Source organism: Fusibacter sp. A1 (assembly GCF_004125825.1).
Taxonomy (GTDB): domain Bacteria; phylum Bacillota; class Clostridia; order Peptostreptococcales; family Acidaminobacteraceae; genus QQWI01.
This window is the reverse complement of record NZ_QQWI01000002.1, coordinates 130,317-156,193: the sequence shown is the minus strand read 5'-3', so window position 1 is coordinate 156,193 and position 25,877 is coordinate 130,317. Positions and strand designations below refer to the sequence as shown.

The window sequence follows — 25,877 nt, the reverse complement described above, 5'->3', positions numbered from 1 at the left end:
AAAGAATATGCAATGATTAGGAGAAGGTATGATAGAATCCAAATATAAAACACCAGACTTAATATTAGATATTTATTCAGAGTTTGGACAGATTGGAATATGGTATTGTGATAAGATTACTGGTGAGGAAGAAATATCAGAGGAATGGGCATCGATGTTAGGCTATCAAGCATGTGAGCTGAATCCTATGAGTGATAAGAAATTTGCCGAACTAATTCATCCCGAGGATTTGGAAAGAAGTGAACCAATCATTCATGCATTTTACTCAGGGCAAAGACTTACCTATGAGAATGAATTTAGATTGAAGCATAAAGATGGCTATTATTTTTGGGTATCTTCAAAGGCAAAGATATATTCATGGCAAGAGAACAGACCTAAATTAGTAATAGGTACTCATGTAAATATAGATCGTCAAATGAAAATGCAGGAAAAGCTGAAAACCCAGACGCATTCTATAGTAGCTGCTTTTTCAAAAGTTATTGAATTAAAAGATATGTACACAAAAAGTCACTTGGAGAATGTTGCAAACATATCAGTTAAAATTGGTAGATACATGAACTTGTCGGACTTAAATTTGGAATGCCTATATATCGCAGGTCACTTACATGATTTAGGAAAGGTACAAATTCCAAAAGAGATTTTGAATAAGACAGGAAAATTAACTGCTGATGAATATGAGATTGTAAAAAAACACTCAAATGATGCTTTTGTTATACTTAAAGAATTTGATTTTGGATTCCCATTAGCAACCATAGTGAGGCAACATCATGAGCGTATAGATGGCAGTGGATATCCTGATGGACTAAGGAAATCTGAAATTTTAATAGAGTCACAAATTATTGCTGTTGCTGATACAATTGATGCGATGTTAACGGATAGACCCTATAGATCTAAACGAAGTATTGAAGAAGTCATTGAAACCTTAATTTCTTCAAAGAATATTGAATTTGATGCTTCTGTAGTTAATGCTGCATTAAGTTACTTAAACTATCTTAGATAAGAAAGAATTATTATCTTGAGATAACAGAATAGAATAGAACAGAATAGAAGTACTTATTCCCAATAGATTAATTTCTATTGGGATTTTTCATTTTTGCACAGTGTACTAATTCATTAGAAAAATATCATGAAATTCACTAAAAAAATTTAACGATATCGCACCAGAGCTATGTATCCATCAAATAGAGCCCATCTATGCAAAAAATAAATCCTAGCACTGGTTCTGAACTCAGCTGCTAGGATGTCTACATCAAAGTTATTCATTTTTAGAATTCAGAGTACCATGACATGATTCAGGCAACTGATTTGACCAAGGTAACAAATGCTCCAAGGATAAATCATTTTCCAATCTTGTGTTTGGCAGTTCTTCAAACAAATAGGTCAGATAGTTAAATGGGTTCAAACCGTTTAACTTAGCAGTCTCGATGATGCTATAGATGATTGCACTTGATTTAGCACCTTGTGGTCCTTTACAAAACAAGTAATTTTTACGTCCAATCACAAATTTCTTAATGAGTTGTTCAGCCCGATTATTCGAAAGTTCACACTGTCCATCTTCAAATATATTTGTGAGGAGTTCCCAGTTTGATAAGCTGTAGTGAATAGCTTTACCTAGTTTGCCTTTAGGAACAACTTGAGGTGACGTTTTATGAAGCCATGCCAAATAAGCCTCAAATTCAGGCTTTAATGCTTTAATACGTGCTTCAAGGAGGTCTTTGGCTGACAAGTTTAGTTTTTGATACTCTGATTCTAGCGTAAAAATCACTTTGAAAAACTCAAGTGCTTCATGTGCATGAGTTGATTCGATTTTAGCTTCTTTTGGAAGCGCTTTTATCGCATCAGTAAAGTATCGCCTTGCATGTGCTAGACAGCCTACTCGAGTCACATTTTCAACAGAGTTATATCCAGAAAAGTCATCCGTTTGGAGGTGCCCACTGAAGCCTTCTAGGAAAGCTTTAGCATGTTTGCCTGCTCTTGAAGGCTGGTATTCATACATAACTAAAGGTTTACCATACTTTCCTGTTCGATACAGCCACATGTAAGCTTTGGAATCTGTCGGTTTTCCGTCTTTTGTCAGTACGCGCATTGGCGTTTCGTCAGCCTGAACAAAAGTCTCTCTTATCAAATGACGCCTCATCGTATCATACAAGGGTTCCAACCAAAGGTCTGAACTCTTAATAATCCAGTTAGCCATATTTTGTTTTGAGAGTTCAATGCCAAAATCATTAAAGCTTTTTTCTTGTCGGTCAAGAGGCAATGCAGCGGCGTATTTTTGATACATTAAGTATGCCACTAGGCTAGGTGAGGCAAAACTCCCAGCTATGACTGGCGCAGGCATTTTTGCAGTAACAATTGGTGTTTTTTCACCTGTTTGTTGACAAGTTTTACACGTATAGACCTTTCGGATGTGTTCAACAATGCAAACTTTTGCTGGGATAATCTTAAGTTCTCTTCTAGTTTCTTCCGAAATTTCACTGATGGAGGTATGACAAGTTTCACATGCTTTTTCTCCATCTGCAAGTTCATAAATAATACGTTCTACAGGAAGATCTTTAAAGGAATCTTTATTTGTACCGCGTTTTTGTTTGCGTTTATACGTAATGGTTTCAAGTGTTAGCTCTTCAGCGTTTTTTGACACAGTAATTTCAGCTTCGTTAAAAAAAGAAAGCTGCTCAGCCGGTACAGTATCACTTGATTTACCAAAGCGCTTTGTTGCATTCAAACGGAATTGTTCTTCATACCATTTGAGTTTGGCATTGGCAATTTCGAGTTCATGTTGTAGCTTGGCATTCTCGTTTACGAGGTCATCCAGCTCACCTGTATTCTGTTTTTCCCTAAGTGCTTCAGTTGTTTTATCCATGCTTTATTATAACATGTTCGGCGAAACAAAAAAAGCTTTTTAACGTTCAAATTCCAATGTTTTATCAGATTAGAATGCGTTCTTTTGAGGCCTTGTGGGCACTTTCTTGAGAGATAGTTAAACCATCTAAAAGCCAATGAAATTGTCTTTGGCTGATGGAGACAGAGGTGCCTAAACCGATAGGAGGCCACTTAAAGGAGCCACTCTCTAGACGTTTATAATGAATCCAAAAACCGTTGTTATCCCATACTAAAACTTTAATCAAATTTTGTCTTTTGTTGCAAAAGGCAAAAAGATGTGTTGAAAACGGATCAAGTTTTAGGACATGGAGCACTATGAGGGACAAACCATCAATGCTCTTTCTAAGATCTGTTGCGCCAAGTGCTAAATGAACTTTTTCAATCTCAAAACGGTTAATCATATCAATTGCAGTGTTTTGATGAGCTTAACTAAAAGCTGCTCATCATAATCTGACTCAAGATAAATACTTACAGCACCAACTTTAATTTCAAGTCTACTTGCCCTTGTATTATTTTCAACGATCACACTTGCCCATTCAAAAGCACTACCTGATTCAAAAGTAGTTTCTTGAATCGATGTTGAAGATAATCTTTTTTTCCAGTAGGCAAAGTTATGTATATTCACACTATTTTCTTGACACCATGCCTTTTGGGTTTTCCCGCTGATTTGTTGTTCTTGGATAGCTGTAGCCCAGGTTTCTTTATTTGCTTGTTTACTTTTGATAAAATTCACCTCGTTTTTTTATTTGAGATGAGTTTATCATGTCTAGGTTACACTTTGTAGATGGGCTCTATTTGACGGATACTTTCATTTGGATTAATAGCACCTCGATAACAAATAACATTTTCTATTGATAACACTTTTCCTTCTTCAATCTTAATCATATTTTCCTCCCCTAATCCCACAAATCAATCTTTTCAAGCAAATAATGCAAGACACTTTTACTCTCTGTAATCACTTGTGCTTCTAAACTCATGCCTACTTTTATTGTTGCCTGTGTACCTTTATAAGAAACCATTGGCTTGTTTACTACTGTGCTTTCTACCAAGTAGTAACTAGTGCCTTGTGTTTCGTTATAACTGGCATCTACTGATATATTTTTGATTTTGCCTTCTAGAACGCCGTATTCTTTGTATGGCAGGGCATCAAATCTGTATTTGACTTGATCACCAACATCGATATTTGAAATATCTTTGTTGGGTACATACATTTGAATTTTAAAACTTTCGCCATTTTCTGGTATGATGGTGGCTACTTCTTTACCTGGGCTCATGTAATCGCCTACTGAATACAGGCCATTAAAATTCACATAACCACTAATTGGTGCTTTTAGTTCTGTATCGATCATGTTTAGGTTAAGTGATTTCATTCTGGTTTTTAAGGCATTTAGTTCTTTATTTTTGTTTTGTACTTGACTGTTAATGTTAATCAGCGTTTGTGTACTAAAGTTAGATTGATTGCTTAACTCGCCCTCAAAGTTATGCAAGTTTTCAGCATATCTTTCAAGTTTTGTTTTAAGGCTGAGTTTGGTATCAGAAACAAACTTGCTGTACTGATTCCTTGCGGTATCCAAATTCAGCTTTGCTGTTGTCAGTTCTGCTTCGGCAATTCCACCACTAGCTAGTAGTGATTGCTTTATTTCATAGTCATTTGAGTAATTAGTAATCGAAATATTAATTTCGTTTAACTGTAATAAATACGATGTATATTCTTGATAACTTTCTGTTGCCATTAGCTCTTGACTAAAGCTATTGTTTCCACTTTCGATTGACTTTAAAAACGCATTGGTGCCATCGAGTTCGGCTTGTGAATCATAAAGTTTCGCATCGAACATTTTAGATTTTTCTAATAAACTGTTGCGTTCCATTTCGTATTTTAAGTATACATAATGGTAGTTTTCTTCTAACCTAGTCCCATCTAAAGCAAATAAATTGGTGTTCGTTTGAACTGCTTCCTTGTATAACTCAAGGAGTTCAAGTTCTTCTTCAAGTTCAGCAAGTTGTACAAGCAAACTGTTTTCTTCAATTTCAAATCCTTCGATATCTAGTTTTAAGATGGTTTCACCTGCTTGTACAAAATCACCATTTTGAAAATAGACTTCTTCGACTCTACTAGTCACCATATTAGATATGGTATTGACATTTTTATAGGGTCTTACTACTCCACTGGATTTGACTACAACGTCTATTTCACTCATCCCAGCCCAAACAATTGACGCTACTAAAAGGAGTAGGATAATATAGATGGTATAAATCCCCACTGGAAATGGTCTTGTTTCATATAACTTCCATACCACTTTTGCCCGGCATATCAATATCTAAAAAAACGATATCAAACCTTTCATCACTTTTTAAAAGTTGATTGCCATGGTTAAACGATTGAACTATAGCTTTTATGTCTTTTTCTTGTAAGTATTCCTTTACAAATCGTTCATTCACTTCATTGCAGTACTTGTTGTCATCACAAATCGCAATTTTCATCATAACTACCCCTAAATTCTGTATAAACTTATTGATAAACACTCTACTTACATTTTAACATACTTTATTACTGGAATATCACTTGAATATAGATGTTCAAGTAACTCTGCCCTTTGTTGTCAGCTACTTCAAAAACTGTTTATAATACGTCTTTTCAGCGGCGTGGAGTAGTGGATGTCAATCCTATGGAAGCAATCATTTCTGCGATGCTGTTTTAGCTGTATGGAATCATTATAACTTTGTCAAGTATCTAATCTCACACTGATTTAGCCTATTAATGAAATATGACAATGAATCACTTCTAAAGAATAGAGTGCCTTGTATTGAAAGCTTTTTTTATTCGGTGAACCTATAAATCTTACCCTGTATATCAAGTATATAGATTTGACCACTGGCATCCTGACCAAATGATGCAATACTAATACTAGTATCAAAGAGGTCATGGTTTTTTACAACTCCTCTTTCATCTATCCATAGTGCCCAAATCTGTCCACTGACAAAGTCACCGTAAATATAGTAACCATAAAGATCTTGCCACATGGTCCCATAGTAAGTAAAACCTCCTGTGATAGACTTGCCGATAGGGTGCATATATTCCCATATGGGGTCAATCAATTCATCATCGCTTTTAAGATTTTTATAGACTTGTGTACCTTCTTTAATAGGCCAGCCATAATTACGCCCAGTGTAAATGATATCAATCTCTTCAATGGCACCTTGGCCAACATCGGCTGCAAGTATGATCCCTCTAGTCTTATCAAAAGAAAACTTCCATGGGTTTCTTAAACCATAGGCAAAGATCTCGCCTCTTGCATCATGGTTAATAAAGGGATTATCATCAGGTAGTCCATATTCAAGGCCTTCTTCTTTTGAGTCAACATCGATTCTCAAGATCTTACCAAGTAGATTTCCTAGATTTTGACCATTATTCTGAGGATCTCCAGCAGAACCGCCGTCACCACTGGCAATAAACAAATATCCGTCAGGTCCGAACTCTAAGTGACCTCCATTGTGGTTACCAAAGGGTTGGTCAAAGCTTAGTAACACCTTATGACTGCCCTTATTGATTTCTCCATCGTTAGCCTCTAAAGAAGCGATGATCGAAGAACTTTGATTTGTGTAACTTATATATACATAAGGAGTATCTGGGTAGTTTGGATGAAAGGCAAATCCCAACAAACCCTTCTCGCTTTTGCTAACGTCAATCTTGTCACTCACATCCAAAAATAGAGTAGAACGATCATTCTTCGTGTCTACTTTTAACACATGACCATTTTTTTGAACCACATAAACAAACTCCGGTTCACTTTTCAGATAAGTCATATGAAGGGGTAAAGTAAACATGATTGATTCAAATACTCTTTCATAAGTATATTCACCAGGCGCACTATAGCGCTGATATAATTCTTCAAGTTCAGTTCTTTCTGGCTCCCCTCCATTCGAAGTAGTCGCAGTAGTTGTAACTGTGGTAGTCACAGTGCTTGTTGTAGTTTCAGTAAACACTTCCTCACTTGTCGATTGACTTTCAAAGCCATTGTTTTGATCTGACTCAGGCGAACATGCTGCTATTAAAGCTAATACAAGTAATAAAGCAATAATATTGATATATTTGAAATTCATAATGACCTCCTCTTTATGTCTATATGTACCTCCTGTAATTACGTTTAATCGATTTGAGATAAAGTGAAATAGACAGATGAAATTAGTTGTTCTCATGCCTATGAAAAAACCTCAAAATGAATCTACTGAATTCGACACATTTTGAGGTTTTTTATATTTTATTTAGACTGGTGACTCTTCATCTTCCATAGGTAACCACCCATGATTTCTTATAATCACATCATTTAAGGCCTTTGGTATCATTAATGCTTCATCATCAGGCCTGTAGTATAAATTGGCCCTCTCTCCCCTCGACCACTTTTCAACGGTTTTGGGATCCACGAGTAATTGTCTGCCTAGGGCAACCAAATCTACACCATCTTCCATAAGCGCTTGCGCATCCTCGATACAGAATACACTTCCAACTCCAATCAAAGGTTTTCTATTTTTTATCATTTCAAGAACACGATTCAATACGTTAACTGGCTCACCTCTCAGACTTTCTTGTCTGAAATCACCTAATGAAATATGCAGGTAATCTAAATCTGTTTCACACAATCTATTAACTAGATACTCGGTATCTTCTAATGTAATACCTGGGGTATGGTTCTCTTCCGGGCTAAAGCGATAACCGACAATAAAAGCATCATCACCAATATCTTCTTTGGCCTTTAGTGTAGCCTTAACAATTGCAAGAGGTAAGCGAGCTCTTTTCTCTAAACTTCCTCCCCACTCATCAGTCCTAATATTGGCATGGGGAGAAAAGAACTGCTGAATAAGATAAGTATTGGCCCCATGAATTTCAATACCATCAAAACCAGCTTTTTGGGCCCTTAAAGTTGCATCATAGAAGCTATCGAGAAGGCTATTGATTTCTTCCTTTGTCATGGGAACAGGTACATTTTCTCCAGTTCTGTTACCCGGTACATCAGAAGCCGATCGCGTATTGCCATCAGGCATGTCTTCGACGCTTGACTTTCTTCCAGCATGAAACACCTGTAAAATTGCTTTTGCCCCACCCGATTTAATCGCGCTGGCCAACTTAGAAAGGCTTGGCAGCATTTGATCATCACCAGCATAGAACTGTCCTTTAAAGCCCTTACCGTACGGATCAAGATAGGTAGTGGCTGTAATGACCATACCGCAACCTTCTGACCTGATTTTATAATAAGCAAGCTCTGCTTCACTTATTGTCCCATCACTATTCCCTGACCATGTCGTCATTGGTGCCATAACAATTCTATTACGTAGCTCTAGTCCATTTAGTTTATAAGTCTCAAAAAGTGACATAACTCCTCCTTTTAATAATCATTATCAATTACATTCTACACTATCTTTCTTTTGTTTTCATTAGTTTATTAATCCTATCCACAACTTTATCTGGAAGATTTCCATGAAGACTTCTAGTTAAAACCCCCATATGACTAACTCCCTGTTTAATCAAGTAAGCCTCTATCAATTTCACCTTATCCTCTCTATCAGGAATAATCTGGTAAAGTAGATACCAATCCTCTAAACTTGTAAAAGGGATAGGAACTCCATTTATTTGCTTGGTGTCTACAACAGATTTATTATCAAATATATATGTATACTCACCTTGTGCATGATGTATTGTAAGGCCTGCCATGACATCAATTTCAACATCATTAATAATATACTCATTAAAATGCCGGGTTGAATAGTGTTCAGATGGCTCACGAGGTATCTTTTGTCCTAATGTCGAAAGAAGTTTATCAGAGACTTCGATATCATCAAGATGAACAATAAGATCGATATCATTTGGCTTATCGATGAGACCGTATTGACTTAAGAGTATTGATGCGCCAACAGCCCAAGTTACATTGGCATCATTAAGTTTGCTTCCAATTTTAGAAAGTACATCATACATGGTGGTTCTCCCGTTCATTCTTATAAAATTCTTATCAGTGCCGATATTATTACTTATACCGTAGTAAGATGGGTCCAATAACATCCAACATCAGTGTTAAGCGGCCAGGTCAAATTTGATAGCCTTTACATCTATTTTTTGATAGGTTTAATCTTTAATCCTACTTCTTTAAAACTATCACAAGAAGTTATCTCTCAGTACAAAGCAATTTACAAAATTTGCAGAAAAGCTTAGGATATCCGGCACTGAGAACTTTTGCAATTTTTTCAATAATACTTCTATTAGCTACAGCTTCACTCCGACCAATATAATGATCTAGGTCTATCTAAATAGTATGCAAAAAACTATTAAGAGCCATCTGATGAAAATAAATGACTAGATGACTATTATACTTGTCATTATGTATTTGTAATCATGGGTCATAAGACTCTCTCTTAGCCTGCCACTGAAAAGTTTAACTCTATAATGGTCCATTTACGAAACGACTTTATTTCTTCCAGTATTTTTGGCCTCGTAAAGCTTTTTATCGGCTTTCTTCACTAGTTCTTCAAGTGTCGTCACATTTTTTCCGCTTTCCATTCCGGCACTGAATGTAATCTGAACTTTTTCGTCACCGAAAACCAGTTGACTGACTTGCTCTCTTAGTCTGTCAATGACAGCGTATGCCGATTCCAAATCTATACCATATTGCACAATGATAAATTCCTCACCGCCATATCGTCCAATCACATCTTCTGATCGTGTATTTTCTGTCATGAATCTACCAAATTCAATTAAGACTTCATCCCCCATCATATGCCCATAATTATCATTAATGTCCTTAAAATAATCTAAGTCTATCATGACAATACACATTTCGTTTTTATTTTTTTTATCAAAGTATTTTTGTGCAATCTGATGAATCGTTCGATAATTAAATAGCCCTGTTAGACCGTCGCGTTGTGACATATCCTTTAATAAGCTATTTTTTTCTTCAAGTTCCTGGGTTCTTTGTTGGACTCTTCTTTCCAGCTTTTGATTAAACTCTTCAAGCATTGTATTCTTTTCTATTAACTCGTTTTGAAGCCGTTCTCGAATCAATACATTTTCTCTATTATCTCGATATCCAGCAAAAATCATAATATAGGTAAAAATAAGAAACCCCAATTCAGTAATATCCGCACCTAATACGCCATCAAATTGAATGAAAACATCAAGGATTACAGCACTCATCAAGGCAAATAGTGAATAGAGTGAAAATCTTGTCAATAACCGTGTATATAACTTAGCATAAAAAATCCTAATAGTAACAACTACAACAGATAGAATAATGACATATAAAAAGTATTTTGTATAACCCATAACAACATTTGGCGGAAGAGTGATTAAGGTTATTAAAAGACCCCTTGCTAACCAGCTGATTCCAATAGAAAGTCTGATAATCAAAGCATCTTCAACACTATATCTGATTATCCTTAAGATGACAGCTGCAATCAGGACAATGGATATGTTTTCTATTCGATAGATGCTTGTCCAAGACAAATCATCCATCACATAAAGAATCAACCGTTCTCCAACCGTTATCGCCCTTATTGAAAAAACAAAAAGAATGAAAATCAGACTTCTATTGACAAAAGAGCTACCTCCTGTAGCATTTTCAAGCATCAAAACAAAGAATAAGGTAATAAAGGTTCCTACAATAAACAGTGTCATAGCAATATTTTCAAAAGTTGATAAGTCTAATGCAGACTTACTCCCGACTTTTATAGGATTATTAATCCCGCCTTTTCCTAAATGGTAATCTGAAACTTCAATGACTAGTTCATTTACAGGTAGAACTTGACCTATCATATAGGTGCTTGGTCTATTCATGGGAACAGAAGAAGCCTCATTTTCACCTATTTGACCAAGGTCACCCAAGAGTCTTCCATTCCAATAAAGACGATAACTCGTCAGAACATCTGATAATTTGATCGCCAAGTTATCTACTGGCTCCATCTTAATCATCATCCTATAAGAGCCGTGCCCTTTACCATCCAATTCAGCATTATCCTCTTGATTCCAACTGCTATCCAAAGAAATAATCAATGGATTTTTTTTTGATTCCTCATTGTCCGAATAAATGAACTCATTCCAATAAAACTCACTTTCACCGGTAATACTGGCAAATGACCTTTCATTGAATTCAAAACTAGTCAAATCAATCGCACCTGACGTAGCAGTAACATTCATACCTCCTTCATCTAAGATTGCGAAAAAGATGAAAATATAGGTTATGAAAATTATTGTAAAAATAATAATTGCAGATAAGTACTTTTTCATAAATGAGGTATCCTTCCATTTGTAATGAAAAGTCGTCTGTATAAATGATCTATTCCCAAGTGACTGGTTACTGATACTATATTCCTATACCCATAAATACGATGAAAACTGCTAAGTAAATCATATAATTGCACTGCTTTATCAATTGGATTTATCAATTGGTGCTTTCAATCTGTTGTAACCTTCTAAAACAAAATATTTGGTGGTACCAGGGACTAGTAATCGTGAAGTACAAAGAGTATTAAAAACCATCTAATCATTTATTTTGATCAGATGGCTCTTGTACTTGTTATTCAGATTATTTGAACCTACTATTCAAAAGCAATGTCTTTATAAGTAAAATGCTTTTTTAAAACATCAATTAAATTTTCGTTAGTTCTTAAATCACCGACTTTGGCCCAAATCAATTCAAGTTTATCATCATCCACCGCTTCGATATTGATATCACCACCCGTGTGGTGATATAGTCCCCAGTTACCGTAGTTAGAGGTCACTTTATAGGTCCAAGACGTCCAGTGGATGCCTGCATCATTAAGCAGTTTTACTCCCTCGTTCCAAGCTTCATAACTGTCAAAGTAAGAAAACTCGCCCATAAAGGATGGAACGTCATAGTTGGCCTGTTCAATTAGATTTACTTTTTTGCGCATGTTTTCTATTTGTTTTCCCTCTTCATTCTTGTAATCGTCAAAGAGGTAGTTATGGTACTCGTACATGACATTGGTCCAAGCAAATTTATCAGGATGGGGCAAATCTATTGGGTTCCATGTAGCTTCCATGATGATGATATGGTCAGAATCAATCGCGCGAATCCTTGTATAGGCTTCATCATAAACCTGCCATAACAACTCATGCAGTTCATCTGCTGTACGTTGTGAGGTGTAGCGATAAGTACAGTAGGGTTCATTGAGTAAATCATAACCTGCGACTACTGGATTATCCCTATAGCGGCCTGCTATCTCCTCCCAAATTTTATAGTAAAGGGCTTGGTTGCTCCTAACGACTTCGTCAGGACCAAAAAAGAATTCTGAAGCTGCTTCTTTATGGTCTTCTCCATCTACCCCTGAGTGATCACTCCCATTTTGAGACCCCGGCGCTCCATGAAAATCAAGTATCACATAAATGCCCCGCTTGCCTGCCTCACTGATAAACCAATCGAATCGCCTAAACCAATCAGGTAGGAACTCTCCACTTTCATCAATGATATTCATGTACCAAAAGGGCAATCTCACAACATTAACGCCTAAATCATGCAAATTGTTGAAGTCACTTTCAGTAAAATAATTCTCCTGATATACAGCGATCAGTTCTCTCATTCTATCCTTGCCGTACGTATCACTTAGATATCTGTAAATATCCAGTTCAGCTTTAACATTTTTGCTGGGTTTTGTGGGAGTCATCCAGAATTCTTGGAAGAGGTAACCACCGATATTGACACCCTTTAGTTGAACAAGGTCACCTCTACCAAAATCATTATAGATATTCTTCCCCTGGGTTTTAAGAAAATCCGTATTTGCTATGGCTTTTCTTTTACTCATTACTTGCACCTCCTCAACCGATTCCTCACCAATGGAAGTTGAATCAACCTCTCGGTAGGTACAGCCCTGTAAGAGTAGAGTCATTAAAATAACGATAAGAATTTTTTTAATCATTGTTTACTCCAATAGAATTTGATAAGACAGGTAGAGTTAAAAAAGTGCTAGTTTTGTAATTGAAAACATAGCTCTTTTATCTTACTTAGCAGCGATATGTACGTTATCAAAAACAAACTCATTCTCACCTGATACTTTTCCACCCAGTTCACCAAATAGCAATTTTAAAGATACTGGCTCTTCAGGTACTTGAAAATCGAGTGTGAAGGTCTGCATGACACTTGTTAACCTAACCGTCTCACTGACATGACGATCATATTTTGAGTTCTCAAGAACCACCAACAGGTCATGCTCCTGTTTGGCCATTGCATCAAACGTCAACGTGTAGGTTTTGGTATCATCGAGTGTAAACTGCCCCTGGTAGAGGTGAATCGAATAATCCTCATCACCATCTCGCTCGACTTTGATCATAGCTTGACCAGCTACGACTTCAAAAACTCCGGCTGCGTCAAAATGAAAGTAGGTCGACCAATTCTCTTGCCCCTTCTCAAAGTCTCCGTTCACAATAGGTTCATGATTAAAGGCAACCTCTGACTTTTCTTCAGCCTTAACTTCAGCTTCTTCCTCTACAACCTCTACCACTACTTGTTCCGTTGTTTTCTCCACCTCTGTGTTTGATATTGCATCCTCTTTTTCTGCTCCACTACACGCCATAAGAAGCATAATAAGTGACAGGATCAGTAGAACCAAGATAAGTCTGTTGTTTTTCATAAAGCTCTCCTTTTTACGAAATCGATTTCTTTATCCATCATAACGAATTTGAACCCATCAATCAAGCCATAACTGGCTAGATGTCGTAAAATCTAATTACTTGAAATAAATGTATGTTGATTCAATGACAAATGGATATTCAAATGCTAAAGTTATATTGTAACGTCAGACGGCATAGGGAATCTATCTCTGATAACGGATGTATTTCTTATAATATGAAGCGAGGTGCGATATGATTATCACTGCAGATCAAAGCAATATTGATAAGTTAGTCGAACTAGGACTTAAACTATGGCCAGACAATGAGAATATTGAGTTAAAGGCTGAATTTGAGGAATCATTGTTAGCGGAAGATGAAGCTATGTTTTTATACGAGGATGATAAGAAACACTTGATAGGGTTCATGCAACTCTCTTTAAGAAATCACTATGTTGAAGGTTGTGAAACAACTCCTGTTGCCTATCTAGAAGGAATATTCGTTGAGGAGCATGCAAGAAGAAGCGGCATCGCGCAAGAAATGGTACGCTTTGCAGAAGAATGGGGAAAGGCTAAAGGTTGCAAGGAGCTGGGGTCAGATTGTGAATTGGAAAACACGCTAAGTATAGATTTCCACAGCGCAGTAGGATTTGAAGAAGCTAATCGTTTAGTCTGTTTTATAAAGACCATTGGATAACGTATCACTATACTAACAAGGGGCTGTTGCAAAACAGGAATATAATTCCATAAGCGACTCACCCGATTAACTCAAGGTATTCCATGCGAATACCTTGTTTTTATTTGCACTTTAGTCATCCTCAGTTGAATCATTCGTTACTTATATTTATGGGTAGTAAATTCAACCAAAAACGAAAAAAACAGGCCACAAGTGGCACTGTTCTTCCTGGTATAATATAGCTTCTAAGACAATATTACACACGAGGAGTATACCACAATGACCACTGCAATTCAACTCTCTTTTCACTATGATCACGGATATGACTTACCTAAAGACGCACCCGTGCGCGTTTTTCAACAAATCATGAACGAACTTTCCATGCATCCCTACTACGACCTGCACGCTGGTATCGGACGTCCGCCATACCCACCACGAATACTTTCAAGAATCACACTCTTTGGTCATATGATTGGTATCACAAGCGGTCGTGCGATTGAGCAGGCTTGTCTGTATGACCTTCGTTTTAAATGGCTCCTTGAAGGTAATAAAATTCCTGACCATAGTACAATCAACCGTTTCATGTCTGATGAGAATCTAGAAGCCATGGGTTTTAGACGCGTCACAAAACGAGGGATAAAAAACACCCATATGCAGTGTTTAATGTATGCCTTCTCTATGAACGTCAACAAGCTACTCTCAAAAACCGCTCGTGGCAAGAACGGTCAAATGCTCATCTACCCCAAGGCGGCTTAAACTCGGCACCGTCAGTCTCTTGTCAAGATGGTGAAGGGGATGCCTCTGTCTGATGGGAGTAGTTCTAGTGACGAAGCCGCGATCTTTAGGAATCTGCGAACGGAAGACCCGTGCGTAGGGCAGGACGCCCGAAGAGCCCAGTTCGACATGGATGTCGAGTCTGGGCGTTAGGGTCTGGAGTGAGCTGTATTCAGGTTTGTGGCCCGAGGAGCGCTGCTCCTATCAGACAGGGGCAGGACCGCATCTTCATTGACTCTTCAAGTGCACCCCTCGTGTGCTCTTTTGACATGCCTAAAAAGCACTTAAACCGTTCTTGTCACGAGCAACGATGATCAATTGAGTGTGACTTTGATGGATAAAAACAAAAAAACTGTCGCAAATGATTTATTTATCATTTTGCGACAGCTCCTTATACTTGTAATAGGAAATCATTGGTCAAAAGCACTCCGTATCTGGCACCGAGAACTTTCTATTCCGTCTTAAAGGATGTCAACATCTCACTTAATTCCAACGATAATTCTTTTAATGCCGCTGACGCTTCTGAAACCGCCTTTACATTACTCGCTTGCATTTCCATCGAAGCTGTTACCTCTTCAGATGCAGCTGCTGTTTCCTCAGAAACCGATGAAATGTTTTCATTTGACTCAAGCATTTTTTCTTTCATTATCGCAATTTCATCTACCTTTTTAGCAGTTACAAGAATAGACGTGCTGATTTCCTGAATTCTTTCAAAAATAAGACCAAAGGTATCTTTTACCTCATCCACTGCTTTGTTTTGCAAAACACCGCTTTGGTTTACAGAAACCATTAACTCCGATGTTTCATTACTTTGTACCTGAATATCTTCAATATTTGATTGAATTTCTTTTGCCGCCTTATTAGAATCCTCAGCAAGCTTTCTTATTTCCTCTGCTACAACTGCAAATCCTCTTCCATGCTCACCAGCTCTTGCCGCTTCTATCGATGCATTTAGTGCAAGTAAATTGGTCTGATTGGCAATCATGCTGATTGTATCTACAATGTCGCCAATTGTAAGTGACTTCATTTTTAAAGCATCTATCGCCAATCCGATTTGGTTGATTGCCAATTGGCTTTCTGCAGTTCTATCAGATAATGTACCAACCGTCACATTGCTAGTATTATTTTGGTTTTGAATATCATTGGCTTTTGAAGACATCGTGTGAATCAATTCCAATAGTGTTTCAATCTCTTCATTCAGCTGATGCGCAATCATTGCTCCTTTTTCAGCATCTTCCGCTTGGGAACTTGCTCCTTGCGCGATTTCAGTTACAGTTTGTGAAACTTCATCTGCCGACTGTAGCGCATTGTCTGCGTTTGTTGCCAACTCAATAGAGGAATAATTAACCGATGAAGCGGCAATTTTTGTTTTAATCATCATATCTCTAACATTTTCAAGCATATTATTGAACGAGTTGGCCATTTCACCAATTTCATCTTTTGAAGTTACAGTTGCATTTGCTGTAAAATCGCCATTCCTTACCTTTTCCAAACTAGATTTCAGCAGATTAACAGGTTTGGTTATTTGCATTGCGAAAAGTACACTTACAAGTGCAATGAACAAAATGACGATGAAACCAATGATTAGGATTTGATTTAATATTGGTATCGACTTAGATTCTAGAACCTTTTGATCAATTGTAACCAAGACTTTCCAATTCGTCTCTTCAATCGTAGTATAGATCGCAAATTTCTTTGCACCGCTAAAGGTATACTCCACTTCACCTTTTGAACTAGTAGCAAGCGCACTTGCAATAGCATCTACAGGAATTGGATTTCCTATGAGTTCTGTATTTTTGTGAGTCATGGTATTTCCAGTAGCATCTACAATTACCGGGTAACCGGTATCTAGAATAACGATCTCATTCATTTCCTGAGCCAATTGCGTCAAATTGATATCGACCGCCATAACACCAATTGGCTGTGTCTTATTATTTCCATCATAAACAGGCATCGCTAAAGATACGATTAATGTATTGTCCGTAGCGTTGAAGTAGGGATTTGTCCACACAATACTATTTTCTTTCATCGCATCTTGATACCAAGGTCTGCTTGTCGGATCATAGTCTGATGGTAAATCTACAGATGGTGAGATATAAAAGGATTTGTCTTTAAAGCCAACATAAATATTAGAAACTTTAGGGAACTCAGCTACATAATGAGCAAATAGTTTTTCTAACTCTTTTCCCTCTTTTGTGCGATAGGTTTCACCAAAGAAATTTGACTTGCCTATCAGAGTAGCTGAATTTCGATACGTCTGCATTTGATAGGATAAATTCTCTGATAATTGGGATACAAACGTATTTGTCATTGCTCCGACTTCAGCACTAAGAATCGTTTGTGATTTGAAGTAAGTGAGTGTTCCAAGTATTGAAATTGAGAGAATAGTGAGTGCGACGAAGACTGTGATCAGTTTGAATTTTAATTTCATAATTGTTAAGGCAACTGCCTTATTCCTCCTTGTAATCAAATAATAAGTTGATTTCTCTATCTTGATACTTCGAGTATCCAAATAAATATATCAAATATTCAATTGATATATAAGAGAGAATTAAATGAGCAAACAAAAATGAGACTAAAGTCCTATGAAATAAAAAGTGACAGTCATGGTCAAGCTGATTTTAAATGTTCCAGTCCATATGGTCTCAAGCCGCTCAGTTAAGAAAATCAGGTCAACACTTAAATATCACTCAAAATTTGGCTATTCCTTTACATGTCATTCAAGGTGATTATGATTCGCATGATATCAAGGGGGTTATTGAACCCTTTCAAAAGTCGAACATAACTTTTGAATATCATCTGCTACCTGAATGTGGTCATCATCCATGGCAGGAAAAACATGCAAAGGATTCCTTTCTTGAAATCATAAAGGTCTTAAGTCTTGATTAATAAGAATGCTAAAAGAGATAACTCTTTTAGCATTTTTCGTTGGCTTTCAATTCATATAACTTCTGAAGAACATCTAAGCAGTATTTCCTGTCATTCTCTGACTCGCTAAACTTAAAGCCTTCAACCATTCTGTACCCAAAGAAAAGGAGTATTTGTTCATAGATATAAATGTCCTGATACTTTGACATATCGATAAACTCAGACAAACCTTCTAAGTAAGCAGGAACACAAGTCTTATAGTAATCATGTATCATGTCTGGGGCTGTTTCATCAATGATTAAACTAGCAATATCTTCACCAATTGCCCCCCAACCGGTTGTATCCCAATCAATCAGTCGAATTTGATCCTTCACATAAAAAATGTTTGTCACCCAGTAGTCTCTATGACTTAGGGTAACTGGCAGATTCTCAATTGCCTGCCATAAGTCCTTAGCGCTTTCGTCATTCTTAATCAGCATTTGACAGATATGATGAGGTAGTTCACAGGTTTCAGACCTTATATAGTCATATGTTTCTGGCCACGATATGTAGGACTGGTAAACTTCCTTTATCATGGACTCTCGGCTTAGGTTACTAAGGTCATTTAACAAGGGTGGCTTGTCTCGAAGTAGTCTGCCCTGAAATCTACCCATCTCTTTTGCAGCAAGTTTAAACATATCAAGGGTTAGGTCGTGTCCAGTTACACCATCTATGAATTCCATCCATATCTGGACTTGGTCCACCTGTTGTTCTAAGTGATAACAGGTTGGCCACCTCAAATCATCGGTCATGTGACTACTGAGTTCTGACTTGTATAAATCATATTCCCTTCTCCAAGAATCCTCGTCAGCCCTGCGTTTCCACTGCTTTTGTATTTTATGCACGAGCTTGTAGGGAATTTCATCATGGGTGTCAGTCGTTGCAATCCCCTGTACAAGCAACACTTCAGCGACTGTTCCCCCATGGAGCTTCTTTGCTTGAGCAGTGGCTTCTATTATGTTTTTTTGAAGCATGTTTTCTAAGGCTTTGTTTAAGCCTTTTTCATTATTATAAATCGATCCCTGCTTTTTGGAAGTAATGTGTTGTTTCAAATCTGATGACAGAAGTACCTTATTTCCATAGGTACTAATGAGGATAAGCAACTATTACTCAAATATGTCCTTAATGACCCTTACATAAAAACAGACCGCCTCTAAGTTTTCACCCGAAACGGTCCATAACTCTGTTTTCAGTGAGAGCCCTCTTCATCAAGGATTTGAGTCAGATAGAGCATGAAAAGGTGACAATCTTGACCTTCGTAATTGTATTTCAATTCAAACGAAAGTAATTTAACTGCTACAAAATGCGACATGAACAATTCCAATCCAGTGAGTTTCCGCGATGGAACCATGAGATGTGGATCAAATATCTTCTTTGTGAAATCATCAGGAATATTGTTATTCAGAACATGAATTTGAAGTGCGGTAATCTCATTGATGGTGACAAAATCAAATACAATATCGCAGTTTTTTTCACGATCTGCAAATTCGCTGAAAAATATCACGATATTTGAAATCACTTGTTTGAGTAAGGACTTGTTGCAAACAATGACTACGGTTTCAGGTACGCTATTTATGAATCTAATATAATGCTCATCCATAGATTCGGTTATCAGGTCATTGATGAAATTACAAATAATGATTGGCTCCAGTTTTTGATTCAAGTTTAAAAAAGAGATCGTTTGGAAATTTGATACAATTCTAATGGCTTTATCTGTGCTGTTCTCAATTATATCGAGGCTATCACTTAAAGACTGGGCCCATTCTTGATGGATTAAATGATCTGACGTTTGACTGCTTTCAAATATTGACTTAACATATGATAGCATCAGCTTGATATTTCCAAGGGGTGTATTGAGTTGATGAGCTATGCCGTTCATCATATCGTTAATCACTCTGATTTTTTCCAGTGATACGACTCGTTCTTGTGAGTATCTAAGTTCTATGATGTTTTTTTCCAATTTTTCATTCATGATTTCGAGCATGGCCTGCTTCTCTTCATTTTCCGCAAGACTGTTTTCAAGGTAATCATTCGTATCAACCAGAGTTTTCGTTCGCTCTATAACTGCATTCTCGAGAAATGCATTTTTTTTGAGCAACCATAGTGTAAATGCAGTCAGCAATCCAGTCATTGTCACCCACAAAATCACTAAAAAAACCATGACCTCATATCGAATTTCCCACCCACCCTTTGGATATATGGATATTTTCCAATGTTGATCAACTGGATAAATGTCCATATTTATAAAATCATAAGATTTACCTTCCGTCGTATCTATAATTGCATTTTCTTCAAGATCCTGCTGTATATTCGTGATTTTAACATAGTGGGTCTCTATCAGACGGCTTATACCGGATTCCTTAAACAGTTCCTCATCATTGATCGTAAGTGTCATAAGACCTGTCACCTGATTTGAATTACTTGAGTTCGCATAAATTGGGGAGAGATGTATAAGTGCTTTCCAATCCTGTAGAACCTTTAGAGGCCCTAACAAAGTATTTTCTCCTGTCTGAAATACCTTAGCGGTCTGCACCTTTTGGGATTTTACTTTAAGAAGATCGATCCCGATCACCTGTTCATTTCCTTTTAACGGATAAATAAATTTGATGACACCAGCATCCGTTATCGCAACAGTTTTGGCTAATTTCCCGAAGTTATCAAATATTCTTGCTGCCATTTTTTCTAACGCAATGCTTTCAAAATCTGGATTTTCCTCAAAAAAGAACTTTAAACCTTGCAAACGATCAATAGGTTTCGAAATCAATTCACTGAGACTCACGCTGACTAATTGCAAATCCTTCTGAGCATTTATTTTTTCCGAAGAAACTTCGTACTTCACTTCTTGAACTAGAATCAAACCAAACAAGGCTGACATTATTAAAACCACTAGCACTGGTAGATTTTTTTTAAATTCACTTGAATTTCTATACATTCTCATAAAGTTCCTCCGAGTACCATAACCGCCATTTCCTTGAGGATATATCCCCTAAAATGAGACCTTAAACCGTGCCTCGATTTTTAGGTAACTTCAGCACTTGTTTCTCAACTATCAAATTAATCTGCAAAGTCTGTTAAAGGTGCAGAAATTCGTGAGCAATTGGCTCAAAAATTCATTGCCGAAAGCAACCTTGAGTGGACACCCTCAAGGTTCTTATATTTCGGTTGATTGAAAAACTAACTTCCGTTTCTATACATCAGTTGCTGTTGCAAGAGCAAACGCCGTTTTATTAGCTGCAATCTAGGTTGAAAATGGTACTTAAATACACCGAATCAACGTAAAATCACCGTTTTTTGACAACTCATTTAGACCATCGGGATACTTCTGCAAGAGCAACTTCCGCCGGTCTCGTTTTCGAAACACTAAATTCCGGCGATATCTATCCGAGTTTTATGTTGTTTTCTGTTTCAGCCATAGTGTCCAACTTCTAAATGTAGTTTATCATTTAACGAAATAAGATTCTAATGACTGCGACATTATTCAGGTTAACATATCAAAATCAGAAATTTGAAATCTAACGAGCGTTAAATTGTAAATTTTGACAATTCATTATTTAAGTTGATGGCAATTTCATTCAGTATCTCCGCCGCTTTGGCAACTTCCTCTACCGCTTCTGATTGTTGCTGCATCGAAGCCGTCACTTCTTCCGAGGCTGCGGCGGTTTCTTCAGAAACGGATGAAATATTCAGTATTGAAGAAGTAATGTTGTTTTTATCGTGAATCACTTCAACCATGTACGATGAAATATGATCGATTTGATTGGCGATGCCATCTATCGAGGTGCTGATGGAATCAAACGACTTGGCAACATCCGCAACGGCGGCGGTTTGTTCGTTTGAGATCACTTTCATTTCGTTCATGCTCTTAACAGATTTCACACTGTCCTCTTGGATGTTTGTGACAATCACTCGAACCTCGTCGGCAGATCGTGACGATTCCTCAGCAAGTTTTCTTATTTCTTCCGCGACAACAGCAAAGCCTCTGCCATGCTCTCCAGCTCTAGCCGCTTCTATCGAAGCGTTTAGGGCCAAGAGGTTTGTCTGGACAGAAATCGCGGAAATTGAATCGAGTATGCCTCCGATTTGTGTTGTCTTTTCATTTAAGCTTGAGATGACTTCTTCAATTTTTAAATTGGATTCGGTGCTCATAAGTGTTTTGGCCTTTAAGCCATCAAGTGTTTTAAAGCCCAGATTATTCGAACTCATGACCTCTTTCGCTTGTTCCATCATGTCTTTGACATTGGTGTTGAGTTTCTCGAATTTAGTGGATAGGGACTGGGCTAAAACAACCGACTGCTCCGCTTCTCCAGACTGATTGTTTGCGCCTTTCGCGATGTCATCGATTGCTTTGGACACTTCATCAGCCGACGCGCTCGTTTGTTCGGCAGTCGCAGCCAGGCTGCTTGCGGACTCGGATAGATTATCTGAAACCACTTGAATGTCACTGATCAAATGCGAAAGCGCTTTTGTCGTATCATTGAAGTACTGTCCCAAGAGGCCAAACTCGTCTTTGGATTTGATAGAAAGTGTTGAAGACATATCGCCTGTTCTCATTTTGCCGAGCACTGCGACGATCTTTTGAATGCTGCCTTTAATGCTTCTTGCATAGAAATAGGAAAGAACAATTGAAACCACTAGGGCAATAAGACCTATGACGATGATGTTGATTAGAATGTTTCGGCTGTCATCGATTATTTCGGCTTTGACGGAGAAAGCGGCACCTATCTTCCAATTGACTCCTGGGATTGTGGCAAAGGTGGTGAACTTGTCTTCTGATTTCCCCTCGCTATTCTTGTACTTATAATTCACAACCGCTTCGTCATTCTTTTGCATCGCATCATAGATTTCAGCGACAGGCATGGGTTGGCCCACAAGGGTTTCATCGGGATGAACGATGATGTTGCCAACATTGTCGACCATATAAACGGCCCCTGACTTGCCGATTTTAACGTTATGGATTTTTTCGGCAAGAGTATTCAACCTTAAATCAAGCGCGACAACACCCAACAGTTTGCCGGTGTCGCTTTTGACCGGTTTCGCTACTGTCACGACCACTTCTCCTGAGCTCGCGTCGGCATACGGAGGGGTCCAGACCAAAGCGTCCGCTTCAACAGCATCTGTGTACCACGGTCTTGTACGAGGGTCGTAACCGGCTGGCAGTGCTTCATCCGGTATCATGTACATTTTTCCGGTTGATGACCCGACATAGGCATACATGATGTCAGGGTCTTGGGCAATGAATCCCTTAAAGACATTGAGCATCCATATTTTGTCGGTGTCATCATTGACGTTCTTCACATTTGCATCAGATGCCAAATACGACACGACAAGCTCATATTTGCCTAAGTAGTATTGCAGTTCGTTCGAAATCTCCAGGTTTAGAGCCTGAGAATTCGAAACCAAATTGTCTTTAATGATTTTCTCTGCGCTTATGTAAGACCTTAACCCTACTGCCAATAATACAAATACGATGATTAAAGAGAAAAACAACATCAATTGATTGCTGATACTGAATCTTACTTTTGTTTCATTTGCTCTATAAGACTTTGTCTGTTTCTCCATTTTTTACTCCCCTTCAACTTGTGCTAGTTTTGTTATGACAACATAGTATTTTAACGATACCCATTTGCTAAAGCATATAACAAAAGAATGCTCTAGTCTCCACACCCAATATATTTTGTACTTGTACATCATCATAACCACCCTCTTTTAAACACAAAAAAACACCCAATAAATTGAGTGTTCTTTCACTTATGGTTGTGAGCAAACCTATAAGCCGAGTTCTGTATTAGACGATCATCTATCTGGGCCCGTTGTTGCCATCCGGGCTCTAGCGACCTACCTACGGGAAGCGACGAGCAGCCGCTCTTTTATATCCCTGCTTGGTCTTGCTCCAGGTGGGGTTTACATAGCCATGCAGTCACCTGCATGCTGGTGAGCTCTTACCTCGCCTTTCCACCCTTACCTGATAAATCAGGCGGTATCTCTCTGTTGCACTATCCTTGAAGTTGCCTCCACTGGGTATTACCCAGCACCCTGCTCTACGGAGCTCGGACTTTCCTCACAGTTGCCTGTGCGATCATCTGGCTTACTCACTCTGTGATTATACGAGGTTAAACGTCTAAAGTCAAGTGAAAGCGCTACTGGACCTATCTTTTAGTAAAACTCGAAAATTGGTTTTTCTGCGCTGCTTGCCTCTACCCTTAAGTCGTATCCCTGTTCGTCGATCATTCTATCAAGAATCGCCTTTACACCTTTTGAAAAGACGACTTCGCTTTCAAAGTGCCCTACGTCGGCTATGGCGATTCCAAAATGTCTGGACTCCATAGTCTCATGGTACCTGACATCTCCTGTGACAAAGGCGTCAGCGCGCGTATGGGCCACATCGGCGATGAAGTCCATGCCTGCTCCTGAAATCACAGCGACTTTATAGATTTTCTTATCTCTTGGCACACTCATCTTGAGCGTCTCTAAACCATAGCAGTTCTTCACATGCTGCGCGAATTCAGTTGGGCTCATAGGCTCGTCGAGGTAGCCTACACGGCCCAGACTTTCAGTCATGCCCTTATTCATCAGGGGTATCAGGTCATAGGCGACTTCTTCGTAGGGGTGCGCCTTGATCATCGCTTCGATGACATGCGATAAGTTAGCAGCCTGTACGATCGTTTCAAGCTTCACCTCTTCAGTTACTGCGAGCTTGCCGATTTCACCGATAAAGGGATTCGCTCCCTCGGTGGCCTGGTAAGACCCGAGTCCGCTGCTTTTAAAGCCACAGTTGGAGTACTTTCCAATGTGCCCGGCACCCGCTTCAAAAACGGCTGTCTCGACAGCATCCACATGGTCCGTAGGAATATAGACGATGATCTTGACCAGTTTTTCTGAATGCACTTCTTTCAAATGTACTGTTCTGCTGAGCTTCAGCTCGCTTGCCATCAGGTCTGACAGACCGCCTGTTCCGTGGTCGAAGTTGGTATGCATCACATAGAGGCCGATATTCTCTTTGATGAGCCTTGTCATCAAGTGGGCTTTTGGATCATGCTCCGACAAGGTCTTTGGAGCTTTGAAGATCAATGGGTGATGGGCGATGATAAGACCCGCGCATTTTTCAACCGCCTCATCGATCACAGCATCTGTGACTTCAAGGCAGGTGAGGATCACATCGACCGCACTGTCCTCGTTGCCTATTTGAAACCCTACATTGTCCCAGCTGTCCGCTAGAGACTTGGGAAACTGCTGTTCTAGTTTCTGGATTATCTTTTTTGAGTTAACGCGCATGACTTCACCTCTTCTATGGCTTTAAGTTCTGCTTCTACTCGACTTATGGCAGCCTGGTCATTGCCTTTTTTGACGCCGGCCAGTATGCGTTCATGCACTCTTATCTTATGGTCTAAAAATTCGTAGTAGTTCTCATCCTGCAGCATGCTTGTACCGAGTTCGGTTTCTGCCCATGTCATATGGGTGCCTTTACCGGCTTTTACTTTGATAACCTCATAAAACTTCTCACCCTCGATTGCGATTCTTTCTTCGAGGATTTCATAGGCGTTCTCAGACAGCCATTTTCTTAGGTCCGCCCTACCCTGCATGGGCTGAAGGATCAGATAGTCCGCTAAGTCTGCCAGTTCTTTTGATGTTGTGAGTATGTCGATGATGAGCATGCCACCCATTCCGGCGATGACATAGGCGTTAGCCTCACCAAGGTGATAGGGCTCGATACCGCCACCAAGCCTTGTGGTGATTTGGTCTGAGAACCCTGCCTCTTCAATGGTGCCCACAGCGTTTGCAAGCGGTCCCTCGTTGATATCTGTCGCAAAAGCCCTTTCACAGATGCTATTTTCAACCAGCCATACCGGTAGATACGCGTGGTCCGTGCCTATGTCGCCTATTATAGAACCCTTGTCTACCATGTTTGCGATGGTCTGCAGTCTTGGGGTTAGTTTCATGATATGCTCCTTTTGTTTGGGGAATTTGCCTTTTGCCTTTTGCCTTTTGCCTTTTGCCTTTTGCCTTTTGCCTTTTGCCTTTTGTCTTTTGCCTTTTG

At 38.6% G+C, this 25,877-nt stretch carries 21 protein-coding genes and 1 other RNA gene; 4 read left to right on the top strand and 18 right to left on the bottom strand.

Annotated elements, in window-relative coordinates; genetic code table 11:
- Window positions 1-28 precede the first annotated feature (28 nt).
- Window positions 29-1,000: an HD domain-containing phosphohydrolase gene (locus tag DWB64_RS02725; protein ID WP_129486652.1), complete on the top strand. Its 972-nt coding sequence runs from the start codon at window positions 29-31 to the stop codon at window positions 998-1,000.
- Window positions 1,001-1,255: 255 nt separating this feature from the next.
- On the opposite strand, the gene DWB64_RS02720 is transcribed toward DWB64_RS02725, so the two are convergent.
- From DWB64_RS02720 to DWB64_RS02670, 11 genes are all read right to left on the bottom strand, one after another.
- Window positions 1,256-2,860, bottom strand: coding sequence for an IS66 family transposase (locus DWB64_RS02720; RefSeq protein ID WP_129486651.1), 1,605 nt, complete (start codon window positions 2,858-2,860; stop codon window positions 1,256-1,258).
- 64 nt (window positions 2,861-2,924) lie between these two features.
- Window positions 2,925-3,281, bottom strand: coding sequence for an IS66 family insertion sequence element accessory protein TnpB (gene tnpB, locus DWB64_RS02715; RefSeq protein WP_129486650.1), 357 nt, complete (start codon window positions 3,279-3,281; stop codon window positions 2,925-2,927).
- A complete protein-coding gene (locus DWB64_RS02710; protein WP_129486649.1) occupies window positions 3,278-3,613 on the bottom strand; it encodes a hypothetical protein in 336 nt (111 codons plus the stop codon). Before DWB64_RS02710 ends, tnpB begins: the two co-directional genes overlap by 4 nt.
- Before the next feature lie 163 nt (window positions 3,614-3,776).
- Window positions 3,777-5,078, bottom strand: coding sequence for an HlyD family efflux transporter periplasmic adaptor subunit (locus DWB64_RS02705; protein ID WP_129486648.1), 1,302 nt, complete (start codon window positions 5,076-5,078; stop codon window positions 3,777-3,779).
- Window positions 5,079-5,157: 79 nt separating this feature from the next.
- Window positions 5,158-5,361, bottom strand: a complete 204-nt coding sequence (locus tag DWB64_RS02700) for a response regulator (protein WP_164980197.1) — start codon at window positions 5,359-5,361, stop codon at window positions 5,158-5,160.
- 336 nt (window positions 5,362-5,697) lie between these two features.
- Window positions 5,698-6,981: a sorbosone dehydrogenase family protein gene (locus DWB64_RS02695; protein WP_164980196.1), complete on the bottom strand. Its 1,284-nt coding sequence runs from the start codon at window positions 6,979-6,981 to the stop codon at window positions 5,698-5,700.
- A gap of 162 nt (window positions 6,982-7,143) precedes the next feature.
- Window positions 7,144-8,250 (bottom strand): NADH-dependent flavin oxidoreductase, encoded by a 1,107-nt coding sequence (locus tag DWB64_RS02690; protein ID WP_129486645.1) that lies wholly within the window; start codon window positions 8,248-8,250, stop codon window positions 7,144-7,146.
- 40 nt (window positions 8,251-8,290) lie between these two features.
- Window positions 8,291-8,848: a hypothetical protein gene (locus DWB64_RS02685; RefSeq protein WP_129486644.1), complete on the bottom strand. Its 558-nt coding sequence runs from the start codon at window positions 8,846-8,848 to the stop codon at window positions 8,291-8,293.
- 474 nt (window positions 8,849-9,322) lie between these two features.
- Window positions 9,323-11,149, bottom strand: a complete 1,827-nt coding sequence (locus DWB64_RS02680) for a GGDEF domain-containing protein (protein ID WP_129486643.1) — start codon at window positions 11,147-11,149, stop codon at window positions 9,323-9,325.
- A 311-nt stretch (window positions 11,150-11,460) separates the two neighbouring features.
- Window positions 11,461-12,684 (bottom strand): glycoside hydrolase family 5 protein, encoded by a 1,224-nt coding sequence (locus DWB64_RS02675; protein WP_164980195.1) that lies wholly within the window; start codon window positions 12,682-12,684, stop codon window positions 11,461-11,463.
- Window positions 12,685-12,879: 195 nt separating this feature from the next.
- Complete coding sequence (locus DWB64_RS02670) at window positions 12,880-13,509, bottom strand: carbohydrate binding domain-containing protein (RefSeq protein ID WP_129486641.1); 630 nt, start codon at window positions 13,507-13,509, stop codon at window positions 12,880-12,882.
- 232 nt (window positions 13,510-13,741) lie between these two features.
- On the opposite strand from DWB64_RS02670, the gene aac(6') reads away from it, so the two are divergent.
- Entirely contained in the window at window positions 13,742-14,182 is a 441-nt protein-coding gene (aac(6'), locus tag DWB64_RS02665) for an aminoglycoside 6'-N-acetyltransferase (RefSeq protein WP_129486640.1), read from the top strand.
- A gap of 258 nt (window positions 14,183-14,440) precedes the next feature.
- Window positions 14,441-14,917 carry a transposase gene (locus DWB64_RS02660; protein ID WP_129486639.1) on the top strand — a complete coding sequence of 159 codons (477 nt, stop codon included), beginning with the start codon at window positions 14,441-14,443 and terminating at the stop codon, window positions 14,915-14,917.
- 469 nt (window positions 14,918-15,386) lie between these two features.
- Here DWB64_RS02660 and DWB64_RS02655 read toward each other — a convergent pair whose 3' ends face one another.
- Complete coding sequence (locus DWB64_RS02655; protein ID WP_129486638.1) at window positions 15,387-17,366, bottom strand: methyl-accepting chemotaxis protein; 1,980 nt, start codon at window positions 17,364-17,366, stop codon at window positions 15,387-15,389.
- A gap of 194 nt (window positions 17,367-17,560) precedes the next feature.
- On the opposite strand from DWB64_RS02655, the gene DWB64_RS02650 reads away from it, so the two are divergent.
- Entirely contained in the window at window positions 17,561-17,824 is a 264-nt protein-coding gene (locus DWB64_RS02650; RefSeq protein ID WP_129486637.1) for a hypothetical protein, read from the top strand.
- Between the two features lie 26 nt (window positions 17,825-17,850).
- Here the strand turns inward: DWB64_RS02650 and DWB64_RS02645 are convergent, their stop codons facing one another.
- The 6 genes from DWB64_RS02645 to DWB64_RS02620 form a co-directional block, all read right to left on the bottom strand.
- Entirely contained in the window at window positions 17,851-18,945 is a 1,095-nt protein-coding gene (locus DWB64_RS02645) for a phosphotransferase family protein (RefSeq protein ID WP_206736641.1), read from the bottom strand.
- Between the two features lie 86 nt (window positions 18,946-19,031).
- Window positions 19,032-20,780, bottom strand: coding sequence for a CHASE domain-containing protein (locus DWB64_RS02640; protein WP_129486636.1), 1,749 nt, complete (start codon window positions 20,778-20,780; stop codon window positions 19,032-19,034).
- Window positions 20,781-21,364: 584 nt separating this feature from the next.
- Window positions 21,365-23,401, bottom strand: coding sequence for a methyl-accepting chemotaxis protein (locus DWB64_RS02635; RefSeq protein WP_129486635.1), 2,037 nt, complete (start codon window positions 23,399-23,401; stop codon window positions 21,365-21,367).
- A 194-nt stretch (window positions 23,402-23,595) separates the two neighbouring features.
- Window positions 23,596-23,934: RNase P RNA component class A (gene rnpB / locus DWB64_RS02630), an RNA gene on the bottom strand.
- A 61-nt stretch (window positions 23,935-23,995) separates the two neighbouring features.
- Entirely contained in the window at window positions 23,996-25,114 is a 1,119-nt protein-coding gene (locus DWB64_RS02625) for a Nif3-like dinuclear metal center hexameric protein (protein WP_129486634.1), read from the bottom strand.
- Complete coding sequence (locus tag DWB64_RS02620) at window positions 25,090-25,779, bottom strand: class I SAM-dependent methyltransferase (RefSeq protein ID WP_129486633.1); 690 nt, start codon at window positions 25,777-25,779, stop codon at window positions 25,090-25,092. Before DWB64_RS02620 ends, DWB64_RS02625 begins: the two co-directional genes overlap by 25 nt.
- Between the last annotated feature and the right edge of the window lie 98 nt (window positions 25,780-25,877).

Coding starts and splice junctions, on each gene's coding strand:
- DWB64_RS02675 (WP_164980195.1), bottom strand. CDS start 12,684: ATGAGTAAAAGAAAAGCCATAGCAAATACGGATTTTCTTAAAACCCAG.
- DWB64_RS02640 (WP_129486636.1), bottom strand. CDS start 20,780: ATGAGAATGTATAGAAATTCAAGTGAATTTAAAAAAAATCTACCAGTG.
- tnpB (WP_129486650.1), bottom strand. CDS start 3,281: ATGATTAACCGTTTTGAGATTGAAAAAGTTCATTTAGCACTTGGCGCA.
- DWB64_RS02680 (WP_129486643.1), bottom strand. CDS start 11,149: ATGAAAAAGTACTTATCTGCAATTATTATTTTTACAATAATTTTCATA.
- DWB64_RS02635 (WP_129486635.1), bottom strand. CDS start 23,401: ATGGAGAAACAGACAAAGTCTTATAGAGCAAATGAAACAAAAGTAAGA.
- DWB64_RS02700 (WP_164980197.1), bottom strand. CDS start 5,361: ATGAAAATTGCGATTTGTGATGACAACAAGTACTGCAATGAAGTGAAT.
- DWB64_RS02650 (WP_129486637.1), top strand. CDS start 17,561: ATGTTCCAGTCCATATGGTCTCAAGCCGCTCAGTTAAGAAAATCAGGT.
- DWB64_RS02690 (WP_129486645.1), bottom strand. CDS start 8,250: ATGTCACTTTTTGAGACTTATAAACTAAATGGACTAGAGCTACGTAAT.
- DWB64_RS02660 (WP_129486639.1), top strand. CDS start 14,441: ATGACCACTGCAATTCAACTCTCTTTTCACTATGATCACGGATATGAC.
- DWB64_RS02720 (WP_129486651.1), bottom strand. CDS start 2,860: ATGGATAAAACAACTGAAGCACTTAGGGAAAAACAGAATACAGGTGAG.
- DWB64_RS02725 (WP_129486652.1), top strand. CDS start 29: ATGATAGAATCCAAATATAAAACACCAGACTTAATATTAGATATTTAT.
- DWB64_RS02670 (WP_129486641.1), bottom strand. CDS start 13,509: ATGAAAAACAACAGACTTATCTTGGTTCTACTGATCCTGTCACTTATT.
- DWB64_RS02655 (WP_129486638.1), bottom strand. CDS start 17,366: ATGAAATTAAAATTCAAACTGATCACAGTCTTCGTCGCACTCACTATT.
- DWB64_RS02685 (WP_129486644.1), bottom strand. CDS start 8,848: ATGTATGATGTACTTTCTAAAATTGGAAGCAAACTTAATGATGCCAAT.
- DWB64_RS02625 (WP_129486634.1), bottom strand. CDS start 25,114: ATGCGCGTTAACTCAAAAAAGATAATCCAGAAACTAGAACAGCAGTTT.
- DWB64_RS02695 (WP_164980196.1), bottom strand. CDS start 6,981: ATGAATTTCAAATATATCAATATTATTGCTTTATTACTTGTATTAGCT.
- DWB64_RS02705 (WP_129486648.1), bottom strand. CDS start 5,078: ATGAGTGAAATAGACGTTGTAGTCAAATCCAGTGGAGTAGTAAGACCC.
- DWB64_RS02620 (WP_129486633.1), bottom strand. CDS start 25,779: ATGAAACTAACCCCAAGACTGCAGACCATCGCAAACATGGTAGACAAG.